The sequence below is a fragment of the Bradyrhizobium sp. USDA 372 genome (assembly GCF_053629095.1).
Window position 1 is genome coordinate 6969321 of the sequence record NZ_JBRJHR010000001.1, and the last position, 21621, is coordinate 6990941.

Consider the following 21621-nt stretch of genomic DNA (forward strand, 5'->3'; position numbering starts at 1 on the left):
CCCCGGCAGTTCATCGCCGCGAGGAGGTCGCGGCCATCCGACGCGACAGCCACAGATTGAGGTCACCATGGCAACCACGCGAGAGCAGAACCGGATCGTCGAAACTCCGACCGAGGCGCGCCAGGGCGAGCCTGGGCCTTCGGTGGCGGCGCTGCTCGCCATCTCGACCGGGCTTGCGATCCTGATCCTCGCCGTCGTCTGGTTCGTGTTCTTCCGGACCTGACGGCCGGCAAGGCACGCCGGCACCTTCCGGCTCGCCGCGCGATGCGGCACCTTGCGCCCACCATGCCGCCGGCTCCTCCGGCGGCATGGTGGGCGCAGTCGCATTTACGCGCGGCAGGTCGTATATGACCAAAAAGTAACGTCGGCCGGTTCCCCGCGTTCATATTCGGTTCACGCCGGAATTGCTCATCTCTGGCGGTGTTCAACTCGCCTGTTCTGGCAGCCCATTTTTGGAGAGAAGCGTGCGCCTGCTCGTTGTTGAGGACGACCCCGATCTCAATCGCCAGCTCACCAAGGCGCTGACCGACGCCGGCTATGTCGTCGATCGGGCCTTCGACGGGGAGGAGGGGCACTATCTGGGCGACAACGAGCCGTATGACGCCGTGGTGCTCGATATCGGCCTGCCCAAGAAGGACGGCATCTCGGTGCTGGAGGCCTGGCGCCGCAACGGCCGCACCATGCCGGTCCTGATCCTCACCGCACGCGACCGCTGGAGCGACAAGGTGCAGGGCTTCGATGCCGGCGCCGACGATTACGTGGCAAAACCGTTCCATCTGGAGGAGGTGCTGGCGCGCATCCGCGCCCTGCTGCGCCGCTCCACCGGCCATGCCCAGAGCGAATTGACCTGCGGCCCGGTTACGCTCGACACCCGGACCGGCCGGGTCAGCGTGTCGGGCAATCCCGTCAAGATGACCTCGCACGAATATCGGCTTCTGGCCTACCTGATGCATCATTCCGGGCGGGTGGTCTCGCGCACCGAGCTCGTCGAGCATCTCTACGACCAGGATTTCGACCGCGACTCCAACACCATCGAAGTCTTCGTCGGCCGCATCCGCAAGAAGCTCGACGTCGACATCATCCAGACCGTCCGCGGCCTCGGTTATCTCCTGACCCCGCCGCCGGCGCCGGGCGCTTGAGGCGTTCCGGCCTTTAAGTATCTTGGCTTGACGGGAGGCCGAACAGGGCCCTTGGTCCGGTCATGACGTCCAACCACCTGCCATCCTGCGCCGACCGGGATCATTCCGATGGCCGCTAGCTCGCTTGCGAACCGACTGTTCCTGTCGGCGACCGCCTGGCTCGTGGTGATCCTGGCCATCACAGGAATCGTGCTGTCGTCGGTCTACAAGAACGCCACCGAGCGCGCCTTCGACCGCCGGCTCAATCTCTATCTGCGCACCCTCATCGCCGAGGTCGCCACCCCCGACGAGCCGCCGGACCGCCAGTTCCAGTCGCTCGGCGAGCCGCTGTTCGAGCTGCCGCTGTCCGGCTGGTACTGGCAGATCACCCGCACCGACACCGAAAAGCCGGAAGTGCGCTCCTCGCGCTCGCTCTGGGACAAGAAGCTGCCGAAGCTGGAAGAGCAGGGCGCCGAGCTCACCGCTGCCGGCATCCGCCTCGCTTACGTCGACGGGCCGGAAGGGCAAAATCTGCGCATGGTGGAACGGCCGGTCGATCTCGGCGCCGACGGCAAATTTCTGGTCAGCGTCGCCGGGGACGACACCGAGATCTTCGACGAGACGCGCAGCTTCGACTACTACCTCGGCGGCACCTTCACCGCGCTCGGCATCGTGCTGCTGCTGACGACCGTGTTCCAGGTCCGCTTCGGCCTCGCGCCGCTCAAGCGCATCTCGGAATCGATCGCCGACATCCGCTCCGGGCGGGCGGAACGGCTCGAGGGTGAATTCCCGGTCGAGATCGCGCCGCTCGCGCGCGAGACCAACGCGCTGATCGACGCCAATCGCGAGATCGTCGAGCGCGCGCGCACCCATGTCGGCAATCTCGCTCATGCGATCAAGACGCCGCTCTCGGTGATCGTCAACGAAGCCAGCGCGCATGCGGCCGATCCATTCGCGGAGAAGGTGATGGAGCAGGCGGATGTGATGCGCGACCAGGTCGCCCATCATCTGGAGCGCGCCCGCATCGCGGCACGGGTCTCGGTGGTTGCGACCGTGACGGAGGTGGCGCCCGCCATCGAGGCGCTGCGGCGGACCATGGAGAAGATCCATCGCGACCGCGGCATCGTGGTCGAAGCCAAGGCCGATCCGTCCGCCAGGTTCCGGGGCGAGCGGCAGGATCTGGAGGAGATGGTCGGCAATCTCGTCGACAACGCCTGCAAATGGGCGGCCTCGCGCGTCTTCATCGAGGTCCTCGTCGAGCCGCCCCCCAAGGCCGGCGCCGGCCCGCGTTTGCGGGTCATCGTCGATGACGACGGCCGCGGCCTGTCGGAAGCGGAGCGCGCCCAGGTCGCCCGGCGCGGGCAGCGCCTCGACGAATCCAAGCCGGGGTCGGGGCTGGGACTGTCAATCGTGACCGACCTCGCCGCCCTCTATGGCGGCAGCCTTTCGCTCGGCAGCGCGCCGACCGGGGGCCTGCGCGCCGAGCTGGTTCTTCCGGGCCTATAATCCCTTGTTTCGACGACAGTTTCCGGCATGGCCGACGCTCCTCCAGGGAAAAGCGGGGGCATTCGAGGCGGCTTCCTAAACGGCTTCTTAAGTGGGGACCTCCTATGATCGTGCCGGACCCATCCCATGTCCGCCATTTTACCGTGCATTACCCGGGCGCATGAGCCAGACATCGATCGAGCGGCTGAGGGAATATCTCGCGCAGCTCCCGCCGCAGTCGCAGGCGCTGCTGATGCGGGAGTTCGAGCGTGCGCTGGAGCGCGGCCAGGACACGGCGGTGGCCACCCTCGTGCTCGAGCAGCTGCGCAAGATCGTCCGCAAGAGCGAGGCCGAGGAGGCTTTGCCGCCGCGTACGGACGATCTGTCGCGGCTGTTGTTCCAGGTGTTGGAGCCGTTCCTGGTCGAGGCGGGCACTCCTGTCAGGGCCGGGCAGATTCGCCGCTCCTCGCTGCAGCCGATCTGGCAGTGGCTTGGCCGAGACGGCGCACCGGCCAAGGTGAACGAGTTCGAGGCGGCGCTGGCGCGCATGCCGGCGGACAGTGCAGGGCAGGTCGAGGCCCTGGCGCAGAAGCTTCAGGCCGTGGCGGCGGATGCCATCTTCGAGCTGACGGGGCCGGGCGGCGGCGACAAGTCGCGGGCGCTTGCCCGGGTCGGCCCGCCCAACGTGATCGAGGATCTCTATTCGATCGGTGCGGTGCTCCAGGTCCGGGACGCCATCGCGACGTTGAACGAGAAATTGCCGCGCACCTTGCGGGCCTTTGGGGATTCCCAGATCGCCTCGGTGACGTCGGCGCTCAACATTCCGGCGCTTCAGACGCCGCAGATGCTGCCTTTCGCCTTGTCGATCGTCGTGCAGCGCATGACCGCGCCCTGGCAGATCATCCGCCTTGCGGTCAAGATAGCGGCATCCGACGACGAGATCCGCGTCGCGGCGACGCCCTACGGTATCGCCGTCACGATGGCCTTGCATGATCTGTCCTGCGTTGCCGCGATCCTGCGCATGGACATCAAGCGCGGCCATTTCGACAATGTCGCCGGCAATCTCAAGACGCTGCACGACGGCGTGCGCGGCCTCCGCACCGAGCTCGACCTGCGCAACGATTCCGCCTGGGGCAAGCAATTGACCTCGATCCGGGCCGACATCTCCAATGCGCTGCAATCCGAGATCGACAGCGTGCCCGGCCGCGTCCGCCGCATCCTGCGCCAGCGTCCCGAAAAGGACATTCCGCCGGGCGCGCGGATCGACAGCACCGAAGTCGAGGAGACGGTGGCGCTGATCGATTTCGTCGCGACTTGCCGCAACTATGCGAGCGAGCTTGCGATCAATGAGGTGACGCTGCGCACCTATTCCGATCTCCAGCAATATGTGGAACGCTCGACCGAGCAGTTGGTGCAGTCGCTGCGCGCCGCCGATCACAAGGTCCGCACCTATCGGCAGCAGCAGGTGCAGGCCGCGATCCGCTTCTGCCAGGTGCTGTTCGGCGACGACTATGCCTCGTTGATGAGCCGGGCCGCGGAAAACGCACTCACGGGCGAGCGCAAATCGTCGCGCGCGGGTTGATCAGCGCGCATCTTTTTTTGATCACAATTTGAGGTTGACGACACATGTGGCGCGCCCTACGCTCCCGCCGCAAGTCCGGGGAATTTCTATCTGTGGGCGCATGAAACCCGTTATCAGCTCGATCGAAATTGAGAACCGCGTCATCGTGGCCAAGTATCAAAGGCTGATGGTTGGGGCCAAGGTGGTGCTGGTCGAGAAGGCCAGCGATCGGCAGCTGCCTGAGACCATCACGAGGGTTGCATCGAGGGTTCCGGTCGGAGCGCTGCGCATCAGATTGCCCGATGCGATCAAGCCGGGAACATACTTCCTGAAGGCCTTCGACGGGCACGGCGAGCACGCCGCCCAAAGTGTCGACTTCGAGATCGGCTAAGCCGTTGGATTTTCACCCTTTCGGGACGACGTGCGGGTCGCGCCGAATTGACAATTGTCAATTGCCGCATCCTCCGGCCGTGGTGTAAAGGCACCTATAGGCGCGGTTCGGGCGCCGCCGGAAGCTTGCCAGATGACGCTATGGTTCGTGTTCGCGCTGATGACGGTCGCGGCGATTTTCGCCGTGCTCTGGCCGCTTGGCCGCACCAGCCGCGCGCAAGATCAGGGCAGCGAGGTCGCGGTCTACAAGGACCAGCTGGCTGAGATCGAGCGTGATCTGGCCGCAGGGTTGATCTTGGCGCCCGAAGCCGAGGCTGCGCGCGTCGAGATCAGCCGCAGGCTGCTTGCGGCGGCGGCCAGCGAGCCGGCAACGGCGCCGATGTCGAACCTCAAATGGCGCCGCGCGGCGGCCGTGCTGGCGCTTGCCGGCCTGCCGCTCGTTGCGATCGGCGTCTACATGCCGCTCGGCTCCCCCCGGCTGCAGGACTTCCCCCTCGCGCAGCGGGAGCGAGGGTCCGGCATGGCGCAGTCGCTCGAGAACCTCGTCGTGCAGGTCGAGCAGCATCTGGAAAAGAATCCGACGGACGGTCGCGGCTGGAACGTGCTCGCGCCGGTTCTGGAGCGGCTCGGCCGCTTCGACGACGCGGTGCGCGCCTATCGCAACTCGCTCACCTACAATGGCGAGAGCGCGGAGCGCCGGTCCGATCTCGGCGAAGCGATATCGGCCGCCGCCGGCGGCGTGGTGACCGCGGAGGCCAAGGCCGAATTCGAGCGCGCACGCGGCTTGAACGCCGACGACCCCAAGGCGAATTATTTCCTGGGTCTTGCCGCCGAGCAGGATGGGCGCAAGGAGGATGCGGCCAATATCTGGCGCGCGCTGCTTGCGAAAGCGCCTGCGGACGCACCGTGGCGTGCCCTGGTGCAGTCCTCGCTGGCGCGAGTCGGTGGGGGCGGCACGATGCCCGCGCTGTCCGACGAGACGGTTGCTGCCTCCAAGGACATGGCCGAAGTCGATCGCAATGCCATGGTGCGCGGCATGGTCGATCGTCTGGCGACGCGGCTGAAGCAGAACGGCGACGATGTCGAAGGCTGGCTGCGTCTGGTGCGCGCCTATCTGGTGATGGGCGAGCGGGACAAGGCAATGGGGGCGTCAGTCGATGCCCGGCAGGCGGTTGCCAGCAACGCCGAGCGGCTGCGCCAGCTCAACGAAGGCCTGAGGACTCTCGGGATCGGCGGATGACGATTTCGGGACGAGAGATGCGGAGAACGGATACGCCATGACGCGCAAGCAGCGACGTATGACCATCATCGGCGGATCGCTCGCCGTGCTCGCGCTCGCGGCCGCGCTGGTGCTCAACGCGCTGCGCGACTCCATCGTGTTCTTCTCGACCCCGACCATGGTCGCCGAGAAGCATGTCGAGGCCGGCAAGCGGTTTCGCCTTGGCGGCCTGGTGCAGCCCGGCTCGCTCCGGCGCGGCGACAATCTCGCAGTGACGTTCGAGGTCGCCGACGGCAACGCCAAGCTGCCGGTCGCCTACAAGGGCATTCTGCCCGACCTGTTCCGCGAAGGGCAGGGCGTCGTCGCCGAAGGCGCGCTCGACGCCAACGGCGTGTTCAAGGCCGATACCGTGCTTGCCAAGCACGATGAGACCTACATGCCCAAGGACGTCGCCGATGCCCTGAAGAAGCAGGGGCACTGGAAGGACGATTACGGCGCCCAAGCCTCTGGTACCCAAGCCTCTGGTACCCAAGCCTCCGGTGCCAGGCCCGCGGCGACCGCGCAGGGCAATCCGCAGGGAGCGGTGCGGTGATCGCAGAGTCCGGACATTACGCGCTGGTGCTGGCACTCGCTCTGGCCCTGATCCAGTCCATCGTGCCGCTGATCGGCGCGCGCCTCGGCGACGCCGCCCTGATGAACGTGGCGCGCTCGACCGCGCTGGCGCAGCTGCTGTTCGTCGGCGCCTCGTTCACGGCGCTGGTGATGCTGCACGTGTATTCGGATTTCTCGGTCGCCAACGTCTACGAGAATTCCCACTCCATGAAGCCGCTGCTCTACAAGATCACCGGCGTGTGGGGAAACCATGAAGGCTCGATGCTGCTGTGGGTGTCGATCCTCGCGCTGTTCGGCGGATTGGTCGCAGGCTTCGGCAACAATCTGCCGCTGTCGCTGCGTGCGCACGTGCTGGCCGTACAGGCCTGGGTCGCCAGCGCCTTCTACCTCTTCATCCTGATGACGTCGAACCCGTTCCTGCGCATCGCCAGCCCGCCGATCGAGGGACGCGACCTCAATCCGGTGCTTCAGGACATCGGCCTCGCCGTTCATCCGCCGATGCTCTATCTCGGCTATGTTGGCTTCTCGATCTCGTTCTCATTCGCCATTGCGGCGCTGATGGAGGGCCGGATCGATGCGGCCTGGGCGCGCTGGGTGCGGCCCTGGACGCTGGTCGCCTGGATCTTCCTGACCCTCGGCATCGCCATGGGCTCGTACTGGGCCTATTACGAACTCGGCTGGGGCGGCTGGTGGTTCTGGGATCCGGTCGAGAACGCTTCGCTAATGCCCTGGCTCGCCGGCACCGCGCTCTTGCATTCGGCGCTGGTGATGGAGAAGCGCAACGCGCTGAAGGTCTGGACCATCCTGCTTTCGATCCTGACCTTCTCGCTGTCGCTGCTCGGCACCTTCCTGGTGCGCTCGGGCGTCATCACCTCGGTGCACGCCTTCGCGACCGATCCGACCCGCGGCGTGTTCATCCTGCTGATCCTCTGCCTGTTCATCGGCGGCAGCCTGTCGCTGTTCGCGGGCCGCGCCACCTCGCTGAAGCAGGGCGGCCTGTTCGCGCCAATCTCGCGCGAGGGCGCGCTGGTGCTGAACAATCTCCTGCTCACCGTGGCCTGTGCGGTGGTACTGTTCGGCACGCTCTATCCGCTGGCGATGGAGATGCTCGCCGATTTCAAGATGTCGGTCGGCGCTCCCTTCTACAATCTCACCTTCGCGCCGCTGTTCGCGCTGCTGCTGCTCGCGGTGCCATTCGGGCCGATGCTGGCGTGGAAACGCGGCGACCTGCTCGGCGTGATGCAGCGCCTGCTCGCGGCCGGCGTTGCCGGGCTGGTCGTGGTCGCCATCGTCTGGGCCTGGGTGCGGGGCGGCAGCGCGTTGGCGCCGCTCGCGATCGGACTCGGCGTCTTCGTCATTGCTGGCGCCGTCACCGACCTCGTCGAACGGACCGGCCTGGTGCGCCTGCCGTTCGCAACGGTGCTGCACCGGGCGCGCGGCCTGCCACGCTCGGCCTGGGGCACCGCATTCGCGCATGCCGGCCTCGGCGTCGCGCTGATCGGGATCGTCTGCGAGACCACCTGGAACAGCGAATACATCGCGACCATGAAGCCGAACGACGTCGCCCACGTCGCCGGCTACGACCTGAAGCTCGACGGGCTGTTTCAACGCCAGGGCCCGAATTACCGCGAGATGATCGCCGAGTTCAAGATCAGCCGCGATGGCGAGGTGGTTACGGTGATGACGCCGTCCAAGCGCAGCTTCACCACGCGCGGCTCCTCGACCACCGAGGCGGCGCTGCTGACGCGCGGCGCGAGCCAGCTCTACGTCTCGCTCGGCGATGCCACCGCCGAAGGCGCCATCGCCGTGCGCATCTATCACAAGCCGCTGGTCCTCTTGATCTGGTGGGGGCCGGTGCTGATGGCGTTCGGCGGCGTGCTCTCGCTCTCCGACCGCCGCCTGCGGGTCGGCGCGCCGAAGCCGGCACGGGCCAAGCAGCGCCTGCAGCCCGCGGAATGATCCGATGCGCTGGATGATGGCCGCGTTCATCGCGCTGCTGCTGGCTTTGCCGGCGGCCCACGCGGTGCAGCCCGACGAGATCATGTCGGACCCGGTGAAGGAATCGCGCGCGCGCGAATTGTCGCGCGAGCTTCGCTGCATGGTCTGCCAGAACCAGTCGATCGACGATTCCGATGCGCCGCTGGCACGCGACCTGCGCCTGCTGGTGCGCGAGCGCATCGCGGCCGGCGACAGCAATTCGCAAGTGCTCGACTTCCTGGTGGCGCGCTACGGCGAGTTCGTGCTGCTCAAGCCGCGCTTCGAGCGGCAGACCCTGCTGCTGTGGCTGCTCGGGCCGGTGCTGCTGCTCGGCGGCGGCCTGGCGCTGTGGCTGCAAATCCGCCGTCGCGCGCGAAGCGGTGTGGACGTACCGGCCCCGCCGCTCACGCCCGACGAACAGGCGCGGCTCGCGGCCTTGATGTCGGACGAACCAAGTCGTCCTGAAACCAAGTCGTCCTGAAACCAAGTCCTCCTGAAGCCGTCGAGCTACGTGGTGCCGCGTAGGCCGCGGCAGCGGCTGCGTGGTTCATGCTAAATTGACCTTTGTCTGGAAGCTTGTCGCGAGATCTGATCCCAGCTCCTGAGTCCCCCGATGTTCGCGAACAGCAATCTGACGATCCGCTTCCTGGTCGGCGCCGTCGTCGCTGCTTTATTGTTCCTGCTTGGCATCGGCGGCGGCACCGGCTTCATCGCGGTGCTCTATCTCAACAACGAGATCACCAGCCTGTCCTCGGACTTCGCCGCACTGAGCGGCCCGGCGCGCGACCATGCGATGCAGATCTACCAGCAGGCGCAGACCGCGTTCTCCTATTTCCTGGTCGCCTGCGGCGTGATCGCCGTCGTCGCTTTCGCGATCTGCTTCACCACCTGGTTCGCCGTGCGCAACGGCATCCTCAATCCCCTGGCGGCTATCGTCCATGCCATGCGCGAGGTTGCCGATCAGAAATTCGACACCTCCGTTCCGGGGCTCGGCCGCAGCAACGAGATCGGCCTGCTTGCCGGTGCGCTGGAGGTGTTCAAGACCAACGGCATCGAGCGGCGCCGCCTCTCCGAGCAGCAGCTGCATGAAGCACAGCATCAGGCCGAGCGGTCGAAATTCCTCGATAACAGGATCAAGCGCTTCAACGATCTCGTCGCCAGCGTGGTCGCCAGCGTGGCGTCATCGGCGGTGCATCTGAAGACCAACGCGGAGACGCTGTCGCGGACCGCCAACGACACCAGCACCAAGGCCAATGCGGTGGCGAGCGCTGCGGGTCAGGCCAGCGCCAGCGTGCAGACGGTCGCAGGCTCTGCCGAGGAGATGACGAATTCGATCGGCACGATCAGCCGCCGCGTCACGGACGCGACCCAGCGCGCCGAAGGCGCCGCAAGCCAGGCCGAGAAGAGCCGCGATACCATTCACACGCTGTCGGATGCCGCCGAAAAGATCGGCGAGGTCGTCCAGCTCGTGCAGGCGATCGCATCGCAGACCAATCTCCTGGCGCTCAACGCCACCATCGAGGCGGCACGGGCCGGCGAAGCGGGCAAGGGATTTGCGGTGGTCGCCTCGGAAGTGAAGAACCTGGCGCATCAGACCAGCAAGGCGACGGAGGAGATCACCTCCCATGTCGCCAGCATTCAGGGCATCACCGCGGAGACCCGCGGCGCGATCGATGGCATTTCCAAGACGCTGTCGGAAATCTCGTCCATCATGTCGGGCATCGAGATCGACACCGCCCAGCAGCGCAACGCCACGCAGGAGATCACGCGCAGCGCCCAGGACGCCGCGCGCGGAACCCTCGACGTCTCCAACCATATCGTCCAGATCACCTCCACCTCCGCCGAAACCGGCCGCATGGCGGCCGAGGCCAGGGATTCGGCGGTCGATCTGTCGCAGCAGGCCGAGACCTTGAAGCGCGAAGTCGACGAGTTCATCGTCAGTGTCAGGGCGAGCTGAGGGGGAGAAATCGCGCCCGCCGCTTAGTCAGCGGAACTCGATTAAGTTCCTGTAAGACCATGATTTTCGGCCTGTGCTAAACTGCCGCATCCGCTTCGTCCGTTCATTACGAAAGTTTAACCCCGCCGCCAGCGCGCGGTAAGGCGGGAGTCCCCATCTTCAGGTCCGCAAGGTGCCGACATCCGGCACCAAAAGGAATTCAGGGCCCTGGAGATTTCTGCATGAACGATCGTATCGACCTCTCGAACCTCCCGTCCTACCGGCAGCCGCGCCGGTCGGTGTTTTCCGCGCGCAAGTTCGCGCTGATGGCCTCGGTCGTCGCCGGTCTCGGCGCGGCCGTTTATGGCTTCAGCCCGTCGACGTCGCCGGCCGACCTGTTTTCCAGCCCGGCGCATGCGCAGGTCAACAACGAGGTCCGCAAGGTCGAGCGTCCCATCGGCTTTGCCGACATCGTCGAGCGCGTGAAGCCCTCGGTGATCTCGGTCAAGGTCAACATCAAGGAGAAGACCGCCAGCAACGATGACGGCGACGATTCGTCCTCGCCGTTCCAGCCGGGCTCGCCGATGGAGCGTTTCTTCCGCCGCTTCGGCGGTCCGGATGGCATTCCAGGCCTGAAGGGCGGCGGTCGTGGCCGCGTCGTGCAGGGCCAGGGCTCCGGCTTCTTCATCTCGGCTGACGGCTATGCCGTGACCAACAACCACGTGGTCGACGGCGCCGACAAGGTCGAGGTCACCACCGACGATGGCAAGACCTACACCGCCAAGGTGATCGGCACCGACCAGCGCACCGACCTCGCGCTGATCAAGGTCGAGGGCAGCACCAACTTCCCGTTCGCCAAGCTTGCGGATAGCAAGCCGCGGATCGGCGACTGGGTGCTCGCGGTCGGCAATCCCTTCGGTCTCGGCGGCACCGTGACCGCGGGCATCGTCTCCGCCAGCGGCCGCGACATCGGCAACGGCCCGTATGACGATTTCATCCAGATCGACGCGCCCGTGAACAAGGGCAATTCCGGCGGTCCTGCGTTCGACACCAACGGCGAGGTGATGGGCGTCAACACCGCGATCTACTCGCCCTCCGGCGGCAGCGTCGGCATCGCGTTCTCGATTCCGGCCAACACGGTCAAGAGCGTGGTCGCGCAGCTCAAGGACAAGGGCTCGGTCAGCCGCGGCTGGATCGGCGTGCAGATCCAGCCCGTCACGTCCGACATCGCCGACAGCCTCGGCATGAAGAAGGCCGAAGGCGCGCTGGTGGCGGAGCCGCAGGCGAACGGTCCGGCGGCCAAGGCCGGCATCGAGTCCGGCGACGTGATCACGGCGGTCAACGGCGAACCCGTCAAGGATGCCCGCGAGCTCGCCCGTACCATCGGCGGCATGGCGCCCGGCGCGTCCGTGAAGCTCAACGTGCTGCACAAGGGCCAGGACAAGGTCATCAACCTCACCCTCGGCCAGCTGCCGAACACGGTCGAGGCCAAGGCCGACACCGACAATGACAGCGGCAAGGGCGCCAGCAAGGGCACCGACGTGCCGAAGCTCGGCATGACCGTTGCGCCCGCCAATTCCGTGGCCGGCGCCGGCAAGGAAGGCGTCGTGGTCACCGAGGTCGATCCGAAGAGCGCCGCGGCCGAACGCGGCTTCAAGGAAGGCGACGTGATCCTCGAGGTCGGCGGCAAGAGCGTGGCGACCGCCGGCGAAGTCCGCGACGCCATCAACGCGGCGCGGACCGACAACAAGAACAGCGTCCTGATGCGGGTGAAGAGCGGCGGCCAGTCGCGCTTCGTCGCGGTGCCCCTCGCCAAGGGCTGAGGCCTTCAGGAGGCCCACGAGATGAAGGGTGTCGCCGGCATCAGTCGCCCCCGCCGTCGGCGCCCTTCGGGGAAGCAGCGCAAAGCTGGCTTCCCTCGTCTACCTTCCGGTGGAATTACGCCCCCCTCCGTCGGAAGGCCTAGGGCGGTGAGGTCCCCCCAGCTTCACCGCCCGCCTTTTTCCCGCTTCGAGCTTCTCCCGCTCGGCTTGCATGCGATTGCCGCCCGCGCCATGTTTAGAGAAGGTTGACCTCCTTGATCGCCGCCGAACGCACGATGCGCCTCCTCATCATCGAAGACGACCGCGAATCCGCCGACTACCTGGCCAAGGCGTTTCGCGAGGTCGGACACATCGCCGACCACGCCGCCGACGGCGAGGAAGGCCTCGCCATGGCCGAGAACGGCGAGTACGACGTGCTGGTGGTCGACCGCATGCTGCCCAAGCGCGACGGCCTGTCCCTGATCGGCGCCTTGCGCGACAAGGGCAACACCACGCCGGTGCTGATTCTCTCCGCGCTCGGGCAGGTCGATGACCGCATCAAGGGCCTGCGCGCCGGCGGCGACGATTATCTGCCAAAACCCTATTCCTTCGCCGAGCTCTTGGCCCGCGTCGAAGTGCTGTCGCGCCGCCGCGGCGGTCCCGCCGAAGAGACGCTCTATCGTGTCGGCGATCTCGAGCTCGATCGGCTCTCGCATCGTGTTGCCCGCGGCAAGGACGAGCTGACGTTGCAGCCGCGCGAATTCCGCCTGCTCGAATATTTGATGAAGCACGCCGGCCAGGTGGTGACGCGGACCATGCTGCTGGAGAACGTCTGGGACTATCATTTCGATCCGCAGACCAACGTCATCGACGTGCACATCTCGCGGCTGCGCTCCAAGATCGACAAGGGTTTTGAGCGGCCGCTGCTGCACACGATCCGCGGCGCCGGATATATGATCCGTGACGGCATCAAATAAGCATAAGAGAATTCAAACGGTTGTATCGATGGCCTGTGATCGATACGGTTTTTTTCCGTTTGCATTTGTCGTTGCTTTTGCTTACGTCCCTTGCGCTTAGGCAGACTTCCTGTGTCGACAGCTGAACTAGCTTCTTCGAGCGCGCATCCCGAGGGGGACTGCGGGCGGCGCTGACAGCATCGACAAGAAAGCTAATTCATTTAATCGGAATGGACCATGGCAGCTGAGTCCGGCGGTGGTGCGGCAACAAACTCGGGAGTGCGTTATCAGAACCGCGTCGCGGCTTACTTGCTGGCGACGGCTCTCTGCGATCAGCCAACGCAGGCCCTGGCGGGCGCCCGAGTAGAGGTCATTGGTTTCGAGACCACCGAGGCCGTCGACGATCTAAATATTTCAACAGGAGCAGAGTCCCTCTATCTGCAGGTCAAGAGAGAACTGTCCTTCTCACTTGGTGCGGCAACCGAACTGGGTAAGACGCTTGACCAGTTTGTGCGACAGCACCTTTCCGGAGAGGCTGGGCGCTACGTCCTGGTTACCACTAGCGAGTCCTCACGAAGAATTTCTTCCGATATGCGTGTTGCCCTAGGCGCATATCGTATGGGCTCTCATGAAGCTTTCTACCGTGATCAGGCGAAGGCGCTTACCGTATTGATCGATAAGCTTCGCGAGCATTTGGTCGCGATTGCGAATGAAAAGGGTTGTTCCGATCCGCGGGGGATAGGAGAAGAAGTCCTTCGACGGATGCATGTGGCGGTGGTCGATCTCGATGAGAACTCTCCGCTTGAGCAAGCTACTTTGCTTATTCTGGCCGCGAAGGGCTACCTGAACCCAGCGCTTTTGTGGACAAAGTTGATCTCCGATTGCCTGACACACTCGACTAGAAGGCATACAGCTTCCATCGCAGCCGAGCGAGAGAAATACGCTCGGTTTGTCCGTTCGGCCGAATTTACTGCTCCAGTTCAAGCCGAGACTTTCCTGAAATTTGAGTTTGGAAGTTTCGATTTTCCAGTGGGGCGGGAAGTCCTCCTAGGAACCCTATCCGAAGAGGGCGAGCAGTTGGGCCAATCAGGTAACTTAGTTCTCATGGAGTTCCGGCGGTTCAACGATGACTGCGAGGAGCGCCTCCAATTCGGCGGAAGCAAGTGCCGCCTTAAGAACGGCATTGTCATCGATGTTCTTCGCCGAACAGCAACAATGACCGGGATGCTCCGCTATATCGAACGCCACAAGGAGATCATTCAGGGAGCGGAACTTGTCCATTTTCCGTTTGATTCAGACGAGGATCTGCAAAAAGGCCTTTGTGCCGAGATGCATCGGCATAAGCTGCGCGATGCCGCATTGGCTAATCAATCACTGTTAACCTGTCTGAGATGCGGTCGGCACGTCAGCTCTCTCACAGCAGAGGTCGCCGAGTTGGACGGCGCGTCTTTACAGGTAGGGCTCATCCATGATGAGTGCTTGCATCCTTTGGATCGGCTACTTGGAACGATCCAAAATGACTTTTTCAGAGATTATAGTTTCCTCGTAAATTTCGACGTCAACGGGTGGTTTCGGGCAATTGAACGAGGTCAGGGCGCTTTTGCTGCCGGTGTTCACGAGCGAGAAGAAGCCGTTATGGCTTGGGGGGGACGAAAGCCCGATTTCGCCCCAGGAGACTTTCTCGTCGAGTGCATGCTTGCGAACGGAGAGAGCGAGTATTGCACTGAACGGGGCAAGATTCATCGTCTCACTAAATTGGCTGCCGAAGACTTCGCAGAAAAGCTGAATGCGTGGGTTGCAAAGGCAGCGAAGGACAAGGACCCGCTTTGTTATAGCGATCAATCTCGTGCTTTTAGCAGCAGGTCACAACTGACCAGGGTTCTCGGTGTGAAGGAGAAGCTGCGAGAGATGATCGGCGCTAGGACGGTCCGTTACGACGAAGCGATTGCTAAGCGCTACGAATACTGGAGCAGTTGGTACGCGCCCTTGCTTCTGCTCCAAAGTACTGACGATGGCGCGGTCGTCGTAATCGGCAACGTTGTACCAATTCTGACGAACCCCTTAGAACTAGATCGATACATCGACAACTGGCGCTCGGCGGGTATCGATCTTGGGTCATATCAGACGACCGTGATCTATACTGACAGCGGCTTCGATGATTTGATGGTTCAAGCCGAGCGCGACGGACTGTACGTGGTGATTAATCCGCTTCTCGATCCTAGCGATAAGGGCGGGTTCTCGCGAGGCACACTCATTAGGTCTATTGAGAGCTTAGTGGCGGATCGCAAGGCAACTCCAGACGATCCCTCCGGGCGGTGAGGCGAAGCCACCTTTCGTCCAAGCCCTCCCGATTTCTTGCGACCTCGGCTTGGTTATCTTGTCGTGACGACGCTGTTAGCGTTCTGTACCACGCAGGTGTGTGTGACGTGCTAGGAGCTGAGGAAACATTCCATGATTGACGATATTCGGGCCGATCAAGCCGCCTACATCCAAATCAGGATGGCGATGCACAAGATCGAGAACCGCACTGAGGACGGAACGCTCATCGTGCTCAAAGGTCATCTGGTCCTAGAGGAATTGATCCGGGCGAAAGTAGAGGCCGCAGTCCACGACCCTACAGCGCTCCGCAAGGCAAACCTTACTTTCTTCAATCTTCTGTGTGTAGCTCGCGCACTGTACGGTCCATTGCCTGACAGGGCCCATGAAAATCCTCACGACTTGTGGGACGTGGTTGAAGCGTGGAACACGCTACGCAACCGTCTCGCTCATCGGATAGAGCCAACCGATATCGCGCCGTTCCTTGCTCGCATCTTTTTTTGGGCGCCGGCCGATTGGCGCCACAATCTCGAAGATGAGGAAACACAGTCCGGTCTCAGCATCGCGATTGGTATGCTCATTGGAGGTATTGGTAGACTTGTGCCGCCGCGGTCTGGATGACCGCAGGCGGAAGTCACGGCCGGTAGAGCTCGGGTCTCTCCATTTTCGGAGATTGCGTAGATTTAAGTAGAGAGTTGGTCGTGGCGAGCCTATAATTTTTGTGACGGTGAGCCACGTGATTGTCTGTAAATGTTGGGGAAATACAAGTTCGGAAAAGCCGGAAAGTACATGATCCGTGACGGCATTCGGTAAACTCGTCCGCACCACGGCGTTCCGGCTGACGCTGGTCTATCTGCTGCTGTTCGCGATGTTCGCGGCTTCGCTGCTGGCCTATTTCGCCTGGAACACGCGGCGGCTGATCACCGAGGAGATCACGCAGACGGTCAATGCCGAGACCTCGGAGATCAACGAGATCTACGGCCGCGGCGGCATGGTTCGCCTGGTGCGCACGATCGAGTACCGCGCACTGCGGCCGGGAGCCAACCTCTACCTCGTGACCACGCCGACGGGCCAGGCGATTGCCGGCAATGTCGGCTCGCTGGCGCCGGGGGTATTGGCGACGCGCGGCTGGTCGGAGACAGCCTACCGGCGGATCGAGGACAGTGATGACCGCGATCATCGCGCACTGGTTCGCGTCACCGAATTGGAGAACGGCTTCCGGCTTCTGATCGGCCGCGACCTTGCCGAGCGGCGGCGCCTGTTCGGCATCGTCGCCAAGGCGGCGCAGTTTTCGGTGCTGATCGTCGTCGTGCTCGGCCTCGGCGGCGGCATTTTCGTCGCCCGGCGGGTGCTGAGGCGCATCGATGCGATGACCGGAACGGCGCAGCGCATCATGACGGGCGATCTCAGCGAGCGCCTGCCCGTGGGGCGCAGCGGCGACGAGATCGACCGCCTCGCCGAGAACCTCAACGCCATGCTGGAGCGGATCGAGGCGCTGATGGCGGGGCTGAAGGAGGTTTCCGACAACATCGCCCACGACCTCAAGACGCCGCTGACGCGGCTGCGCAACCGCGCCGAGGAGGCGCTGGCGAAATCGGGCTGCGAGGCGGATTATCGCGCCGCGCTGGAGCGGACCATCGAGGAGTCCGACGGGCTGATCCGGACCTTCAACGCGCTTCTGATGATCGCGCGGGCGGAATCCGGACAAGCGCGGGGCAACATGGACGACTTCGACGCCGCGGAGGTCGCGGAGGGCATCCACGAGCTCTACGAGCCGCTCGCCGAGGACGACGGCATGACCTTGAAGGTCAAGTGCGAGCCGACACCGGTTCATGCCAATCGCGAGCTGATCAGCCAGGCGCTCGCCAATCTCGTCGAGAACGCGATCAAATACGGCAAGCCCGCGGCACAGACCGCGGGAACCGTGGTCAGCATGGACGCAAGGCAAATCACGATCGAGGCGAGGCGCGATGGCGACCACGTGCTGCTCAGCGTCACCGATCGCGGCCCGGGGATCCCCGAAGCGGATCGCAAGCACGTCATCGAGCGATTCGTGCGGCTGGAGGCCAGCCGCACGCTGCCGGGCTCGGGCCTCGGCCTCAGCCTCGCTTCGGCGGTCGCGACGTTGCACGGCGGCGAATTGCGCTTGGGCGATGCCCATCCCGGCCTCGTCGCCACGCTCGTGCTGCCGGCGCGCGCGGGTGCCGGCGACAGGGTTGCTCCGCCAATACCGGATGTGCCACAGAAGGTGGCATGAACCACTCCGCGCCGGGAAACGCGGACAAGCATGGTGAGAGGCTGGCCGCACGCTTCGCGGAGGCTCCCCATATTGCCGCTTCCACAACCGACGAAGGCCGTTTCGAAAGCTGGCTGGCTGAGCTCGAGCCGGCACAATCGGCTCGTCTCGCAACGCTCCTGGGCCATCCCTTCGCCCGCGACATCCTCGCCGGGATCGCGGAATTTTCACCCTATCTGTTCGATCTGGTGCGCGCCGATGCCTTGCGCCTGATCCGGCTGCTCGACTGCGATCCGGATGCGCATCTGGCGGCGTTGATCGCCGAGGCGCGCAGCGCGGTGCTCGCGGCCTCGGATGAGGCCGAGGTGATGCGGCTGCTCCGCCGCATGAAAGCGGAAGCTGCGCTCCTGATCGCGCTGTGCGACATCGGCGGTGTCTGGCCGGTGATGCGGGTGACGGCGGCACTGACCGATGTCGCGGTGTCCTCGGTGCAGGCGGCGCTGCAATATCTGCTGCGGCAGGAAGCCGCACGCGGCAAGCTCTCACCGCCCAATCCCGAAGCACCCGAAGAGGGCTGCGGCCTGATCGTGCTCGCGATGGGCAAGATGGGCGCGGGCGAGCTGAACTATTCCAGCGACATCGATCTCATCGTGTTCTTCGATCCCGATGCGACGACCCTCGCGCCCGATATCGAACCGCAGCCGTTCTTCGTCCGCGTGACGCAAGGCATGGCGCGCATCCTGCAGCAGCGCACCTATGACGGTTACGTCTTCCGCGTCGATCTGCGGCTGCGGCCCGACCCGTCCTCGACGCAGGTGGCGATCTCGCGGGATGCCGCGCTGAACTATTACGAGCGGGAAGGGCGCACCTGGGAGCGCGCCGCGATGATCAAGGCGCGGGCCTGTGCCGGCGATCCCAGGGCGGGCGAGGCGCTGCTCGCCGAGATCGCGCCGTTCGTCTGGCGCAAGCATCTCGATTTCGCAGCGCTTGCCGACGTGCACGACATGAAGCGGCAGATGCAGACCTATCGCGGCCAGAGCGAGGTCGCGGTGGAGGGCCACAACGTCAAGGTCGGGCGCGGCGGCATTCGTGAGATCGAGTTCTTCGCGCAGACCCAGCAATTGATCGCCGGCGGCCGCCATCCGGACTTGCGGATTCGGCCGACGCTGAAGGCGCTCGACGTGCTCGCCTCCAGCAACTGGATCACTGCGGCGGCGCGCGACGAGCTGACGATCGCCTACGAATTCCTGCGCCGGGTCGAGCATCGCCTGCAGATGATCGCCGACGAGCAGACCCACACGCTGCCCGAGGACAAGCAGGCGGTCGAGCGCTTCGCCTGGTTCTTCGGCTATCAGAATCGCGAGGCCTTTGCGCGCGACCTCTTGCACCAGCTCCAGATCGTCCAGGGTCACTACGAAAAACTGTTCGAGGGCGACGACCCCACCGGCACGGCCAAGCTGCCGGCGCTCGACTACGGTGCTGGCCCCGACGATCCGCGCCTGCTGCAGCACCTGGCGGCGCTCGGCTTCAAGAAGCCGGCCGCGGTCGCGCAGACGGTGCGCGACTGGATCACCGGCGACTATCGCGTCTTCCGCGTTGAGGCGACGCGAAGCGCCTTCGTCGAGTTCGTGCCGGCCCTGATCGACGGCCTTGCCCATGCCGAAGAGCCGGATCGCGCCGTCGTTTCGTTCGATCATTTCCTCGGAGCACTGCAGCGGGGTGGCCGGCTGATCACGCTGCTCGGCCAGAACCGCGATCTCGTCGCGCTGGTGGCGCTGGTGCTGGGAGCAGCGCCCCGGCTCGGCGACATGCTGGCGCGTCAGCCTCAGCTCATGGACGGCCTGATCGATCCGCGCTTCTTCGGGGCCATGCCCGACAGGCAGGAATTGTCCGGGCGGCTCGCGACCACGGTGCAGGACGCCGGTTCATACGAGGAGTTCCTCGATCGTCTGCGCCTGTTCGGGCAGGAGAGCCTGTTCCTGATCGGCACGCGCATCCTCTCCGGCACCGTCTCGGCGCAGCAGGCGAGCACGGCCTTCGCCGACGTCGCGGAGGGAATCGTCCACACCGTGCACGGCCTCGTTGCCGACCGCTTTGCCGCCCAGCACGGCCGCATCAAGGGCCAGGAGACCGCGATCATCGCGATGGGCCGGCTCGGCAGCCGCGAGATGACGGCCTCGTCCGATCTCGACCTGATCCTGCTCTACGATTTCGACAGCGACAATCCCGACTCCGATGGGACGAAATCGCTGCAGGGTGCGCATTATTTTGCGCGGCTGACCCAGCGCCTGATCAGCGCCTTCACGACACGCACCAATTACGGCGTGCTCTACGAGATCGACATGCGGCTGCGGCCCTCGGGACGCGCGGGCCCGGTGGCCTCGAGCCTCACCTCGTTCGCGGACTACCAGGCCAACGAGGCTTGGACCTGGGAGCACATGGCGCTGACGCGTGCGCGCGTGGTGTCGGCGTCGCCCGAATTCCGGGAACGGATCGAGCGCGTCATCCGCGATGTCCTGACTCGCCGCCGCGACCCCGCCATCACCGCCAACGACGTCGCCGACATGCGGCGCGCGATCGCGCAGGAGAAGGGCGAGGCCGATTGCTGGGATCTCAAGCACGCTGCCGGCGGCATGGTCGATATCGATTTCATCGCGCAATACCTCCAGCTCGTGCATGCTCGCGACAAGCCGGAGATTCTCGACGTCAGCACCATGCAGGTGCTGGAGAATGCCTGCAGGATCGGCGTGCTCGCGCAATCGGAGACGGAGATCTTGCGGGCCGCGGCGCGGCTCTATCACGACCTCACCCAGATCCTGCGCCTCTGCGTCAGCGAGCGCTTCAAGCCGGAAACCGCCGGCACCGACCTGCAGCGCGTCATGGCGCGCGCCGGCGACGCGCCGGATTTCTCCTCGCTCGAGGCGCGCGTGAAGGAGACGCAAAGCGAGGTGCGGCGCGTGTTCAGGGCGCTGCTGGAAGGGTCATAGCCTGCTTCAGCGCCGTAATGGCCTCGCGCACGTTGGGCTCCAGGCCGGCACCGCCGGCATCGAGATGGGCGAAGATCGCGCGCTTCATGCGGGGATCCCAGAACTTCCTGATGTGCTCGGCAATACCAGGCACGTCCTTGTCATGGCCCTGGCTGCCGAAGAACTTGCCGATCTGGTTGGCCATGTAGATCAGGCGGTCAGGCGACATCGGCAACCTCCGTGGCATGGCGCGCGACGATCCGGTCGCCATGCGAAAACACTTCGAACCCGTCCTGGCGGGCGATGGCGATCAGTGTGATGCCGGCGGCCTCCGCCGTGCGCACAGCGAGCGCGGTCGGCGCGGATACGGCGACCATCACCGGCGCGCCGATCGCGGCGGTCTTCTGCACCATTTCCACCGAGACGCGGCTCGTCAGCAGAACCATGCCGCCGCGCGGCTCCGTGCGGCTGCGGGCGAGGGCGCCGGCGAGCTTGTCGAGCGCGTTGTGGCGGCCGACATCCTCGCGAAGCGCGACGATGTTGCCTGTAGGGGACCAGAACGCGGCGGCGTGAACGGCGCGCGTCTGCAGATTGATCGATTGCAGCGGCGCGATGGCCTGCATCGCCGCCATGACCTGCTCGGGCGTGAAGGTCTGCCCGTTCGGGACGATCGCCGCGGGCCGCACCGCTTCGGCGATGGACTCGACGCCGCAGATGCCACAGCCGGTGGGACCTGCGATGTGGCGGCGGCGCTGGTTGATGCGCTCGGCATATTCCGACGCGAGCCACATGCGCAGCTCGATGCCGTCGTCGAGGCGGACCATTTCGAGCGACTTGATGTCGTCGACCGACTTGACGATGCCTTCGCTCACGCTGAAGCCGATCGCAAAATCCTCCAGGTTCTGCGGCGTCCCCATCATGACGGCGTAGGTGCCGCCATTATAGGTGAGCGCCAGCGGCGTCTCCTCGGGAACGAAACGCGTTCCTTCCGAGGCTGCGCCGTTGCGCCAGATGTCGCGATCGATGGCCTGGACTGCTACGTGCATG

At 64.7% G+C, this 21621-nt stretch carries 18 protein-coding genes; 16 read left to right on the forward strand and 2 right to left on the reverse strand.

Translation table 11 applies throughout. The features are described 5' to 3' along the window. The first annotated feature begins 67 nt into the window (after positions 1–67). The 16 genes from AB7M16_RS32540 (at position 68) to AB7M16_RS32615 (ending at position 20595) form a co-directional block, all read left to right on the forward strand. Positions 68–223 carry a hypothetical protein gene (locus AB7M16_RS32540; RefSeq protein WP_162832009.1) on the forward strand — a complete coding sequence of 52 codons (156 nt, stop codon included), beginning with the start codon at positions 68–70 and terminating at the stop codon, positions 221–223. Positions 224–464: 241 nt separating this feature from the next. Continuing rightward, positions 465–1139, forward strand: a complete 675-nt coding sequence (locus AB7M16_RS32545; protein ID WP_036035233.1) for a response regulator transcription factor — start codon at positions 465–467, stop codon at positions 1137–1139. A 108-nt stretch (positions 1140–1247) separates the two neighbouring features. Continuing rightward, entirely contained in the window at positions 1248–2624 is a 1377-nt protein-coding gene (locus tag AB7M16_RS32550; protein WP_212256918.1) for a sensor histidine kinase, read from the forward strand. A gap of 160 nt (positions 2625–2784) precedes the next feature. Continuing rightward, entirely contained in the window at positions 2785–4185 is a 1401-nt protein-coding gene (locus AB7M16_RS32555) for a hypothetical protein (protein WP_260382944.1), read from the forward strand. Between the two features lie 100 nt (positions 4186–4285). Continuing rightward, positions 4286–4555 (forward strand): hypothetical protein, encoded by a 270-nt coding sequence (locus tag AB7M16_RS32560; protein ID WP_172784242.1) that lies wholly within the window; start codon positions 4286–4288, stop codon positions 4553–4555. Positions 4556–4687: 132 nt separating this feature from the next. Next, a complete protein-coding gene (gene ccmI / locus AB7M16_RS32565; RefSeq protein WP_172784243.1) occupies positions 4688–5794 on the forward strand; it encodes a c-type cytochrome biogenesis protein CcmI in 1107 nt (368 codons plus the stop codon). Between the two features lie 37 nt (positions 5795–5831). Further along, positions 5832–6365, forward strand: a complete 534-nt coding sequence (gene ccmE / locus AB7M16_RS32570; protein WP_453946472.1) for a cytochrome c maturation protein CcmE — start codon at positions 5832–5834, stop codon at positions 6363–6365. Further along, positions 6362–8344, forward strand: coding sequence for a heme lyase CcmF/NrfE family subunit (locus AB7M16_RS32575; RefSeq protein ID WP_212256915.1), 1983 nt, complete (start codon positions 6362–6364; stop codon positions 8342–8344). The genes ccmE and AB7M16_RS32575 overlap by 4 nt, the downstream gene beginning before the upstream one ends. Positions 8345–8348: 4 nt before the next feature. Further along, a complete protein-coding gene (locus tag AB7M16_RS32580; RefSeq protein ID WP_212256914.1) occupies positions 8349–8843 on the forward strand; it encodes a cytochrome c-type biogenesis protein in 495 nt (164 codons plus the stop codon). A gap of 132 nt (positions 8844–8975) precedes the next feature. Then, the gene (locus tag AB7M16_RS32585) at positions 8976–10319 is read left to right on the forward strand and encodes a methyl-accepting chemotaxis protein (RefSeq protein WP_212256913.1); all 1344 of its coding nucleotides are present in this window, start codon (positions 8976–8978) and stop codon (positions 10317–10319) included. Positions 10320–10540: 221 nt separating this feature from the next. Further along, positions 10541–12121, forward strand: coding sequence for a Do family serine endopeptidase (locus AB7M16_RS32590; RefSeq protein WP_212256912.1), 1581 nt, complete (start codon positions 10541–10543; stop codon positions 12119–12121). 275 nt (positions 12122–12396) lie between these two features. Further along, complete coding sequence (locus tag AB7M16_RS32595) at positions 12397–13077, forward strand: response regulator transcription factor (protein ID WP_453946473.1); 681 nt, start codon at positions 12397–12399, stop codon at positions 13075–13077. Between the two features lie 216 nt (positions 13078–13293). After that, positions 13294–15375: a hypothetical protein gene (locus AB7M16_RS32600; RefSeq protein ID WP_453946474.1), complete on the forward strand. Its 2082-nt coding sequence runs from the start codon at positions 13294–13296 to the stop codon at positions 15373–15375. 132 nt (positions 15376–15507) lie between these two features. Beyond that, positions 15508–15993, forward strand: coding sequence for a hypothetical protein (locus AB7M16_RS32605; protein ID WP_453946475.1), 486 nt, complete (start codon positions 15508–15510; stop codon positions 15991–15993). A gap of 175 nt (positions 15994–16168) precedes the next feature. Next, positions 16169–17629 (forward strand): ATP-binding protein, encoded by a 1461-nt coding sequence (locus AB7M16_RS32610; RefSeq protein WP_453946476.1) that lies wholly within the window; start codon positions 16169–16171, stop codon positions 17627–17629. Continuing rightward, positions 17626–20595, forward strand: coding sequence for a bifunctional [glutamine synthetase] adenylyltransferase/[glutamine synthetase]-adenylyl-L-tyrosine phosphorylase (locus AB7M16_RS32615; protein ID WP_453946477.1), 2970 nt, complete (start codon positions 17626–17628; stop codon positions 20593–20595). Before AB7M16_RS32610 ends, AB7M16_RS32615 begins: the two co-directional genes overlap by 4 nt. On the opposite strand, the gene AB7M16_RS32620 is transcribed toward AB7M16_RS32615, so the two are convergent. Both AB7M16_RS32620 and fdhD read right to left on the reverse strand, forming a co-directional pair. Beyond that, on the reverse strand, positions 20570–20803 hold the full coding sequence (locus tag AB7M16_RS32620) for a formate dehydrogenase subunit delta (RefSeq protein ID WP_172784251.1): 234 nt from the start codon (positions 20801–20803) through the stop codon (positions 20570–20572). The genes AB7M16_RS32615 and AB7M16_RS32620 overlap by 26 nt on opposite strands. Beyond that, the gene (gene fdhD, locus AB7M16_RS32625) at positions 20793–21620 is read right to left on the reverse strand and encodes a formate dehydrogenase accessory sulfurtransferase FdhD (protein ID WP_453946478.1); all 828 of its coding nucleotides are present in this window, start codon (positions 21618–21620) and stop codon (positions 20793–20795) included. Before fdhD ends, AB7M16_RS32620 begins: the two co-directional genes overlap by 11 nt. Position 21621: the final 1 nt, after the last annotated feature.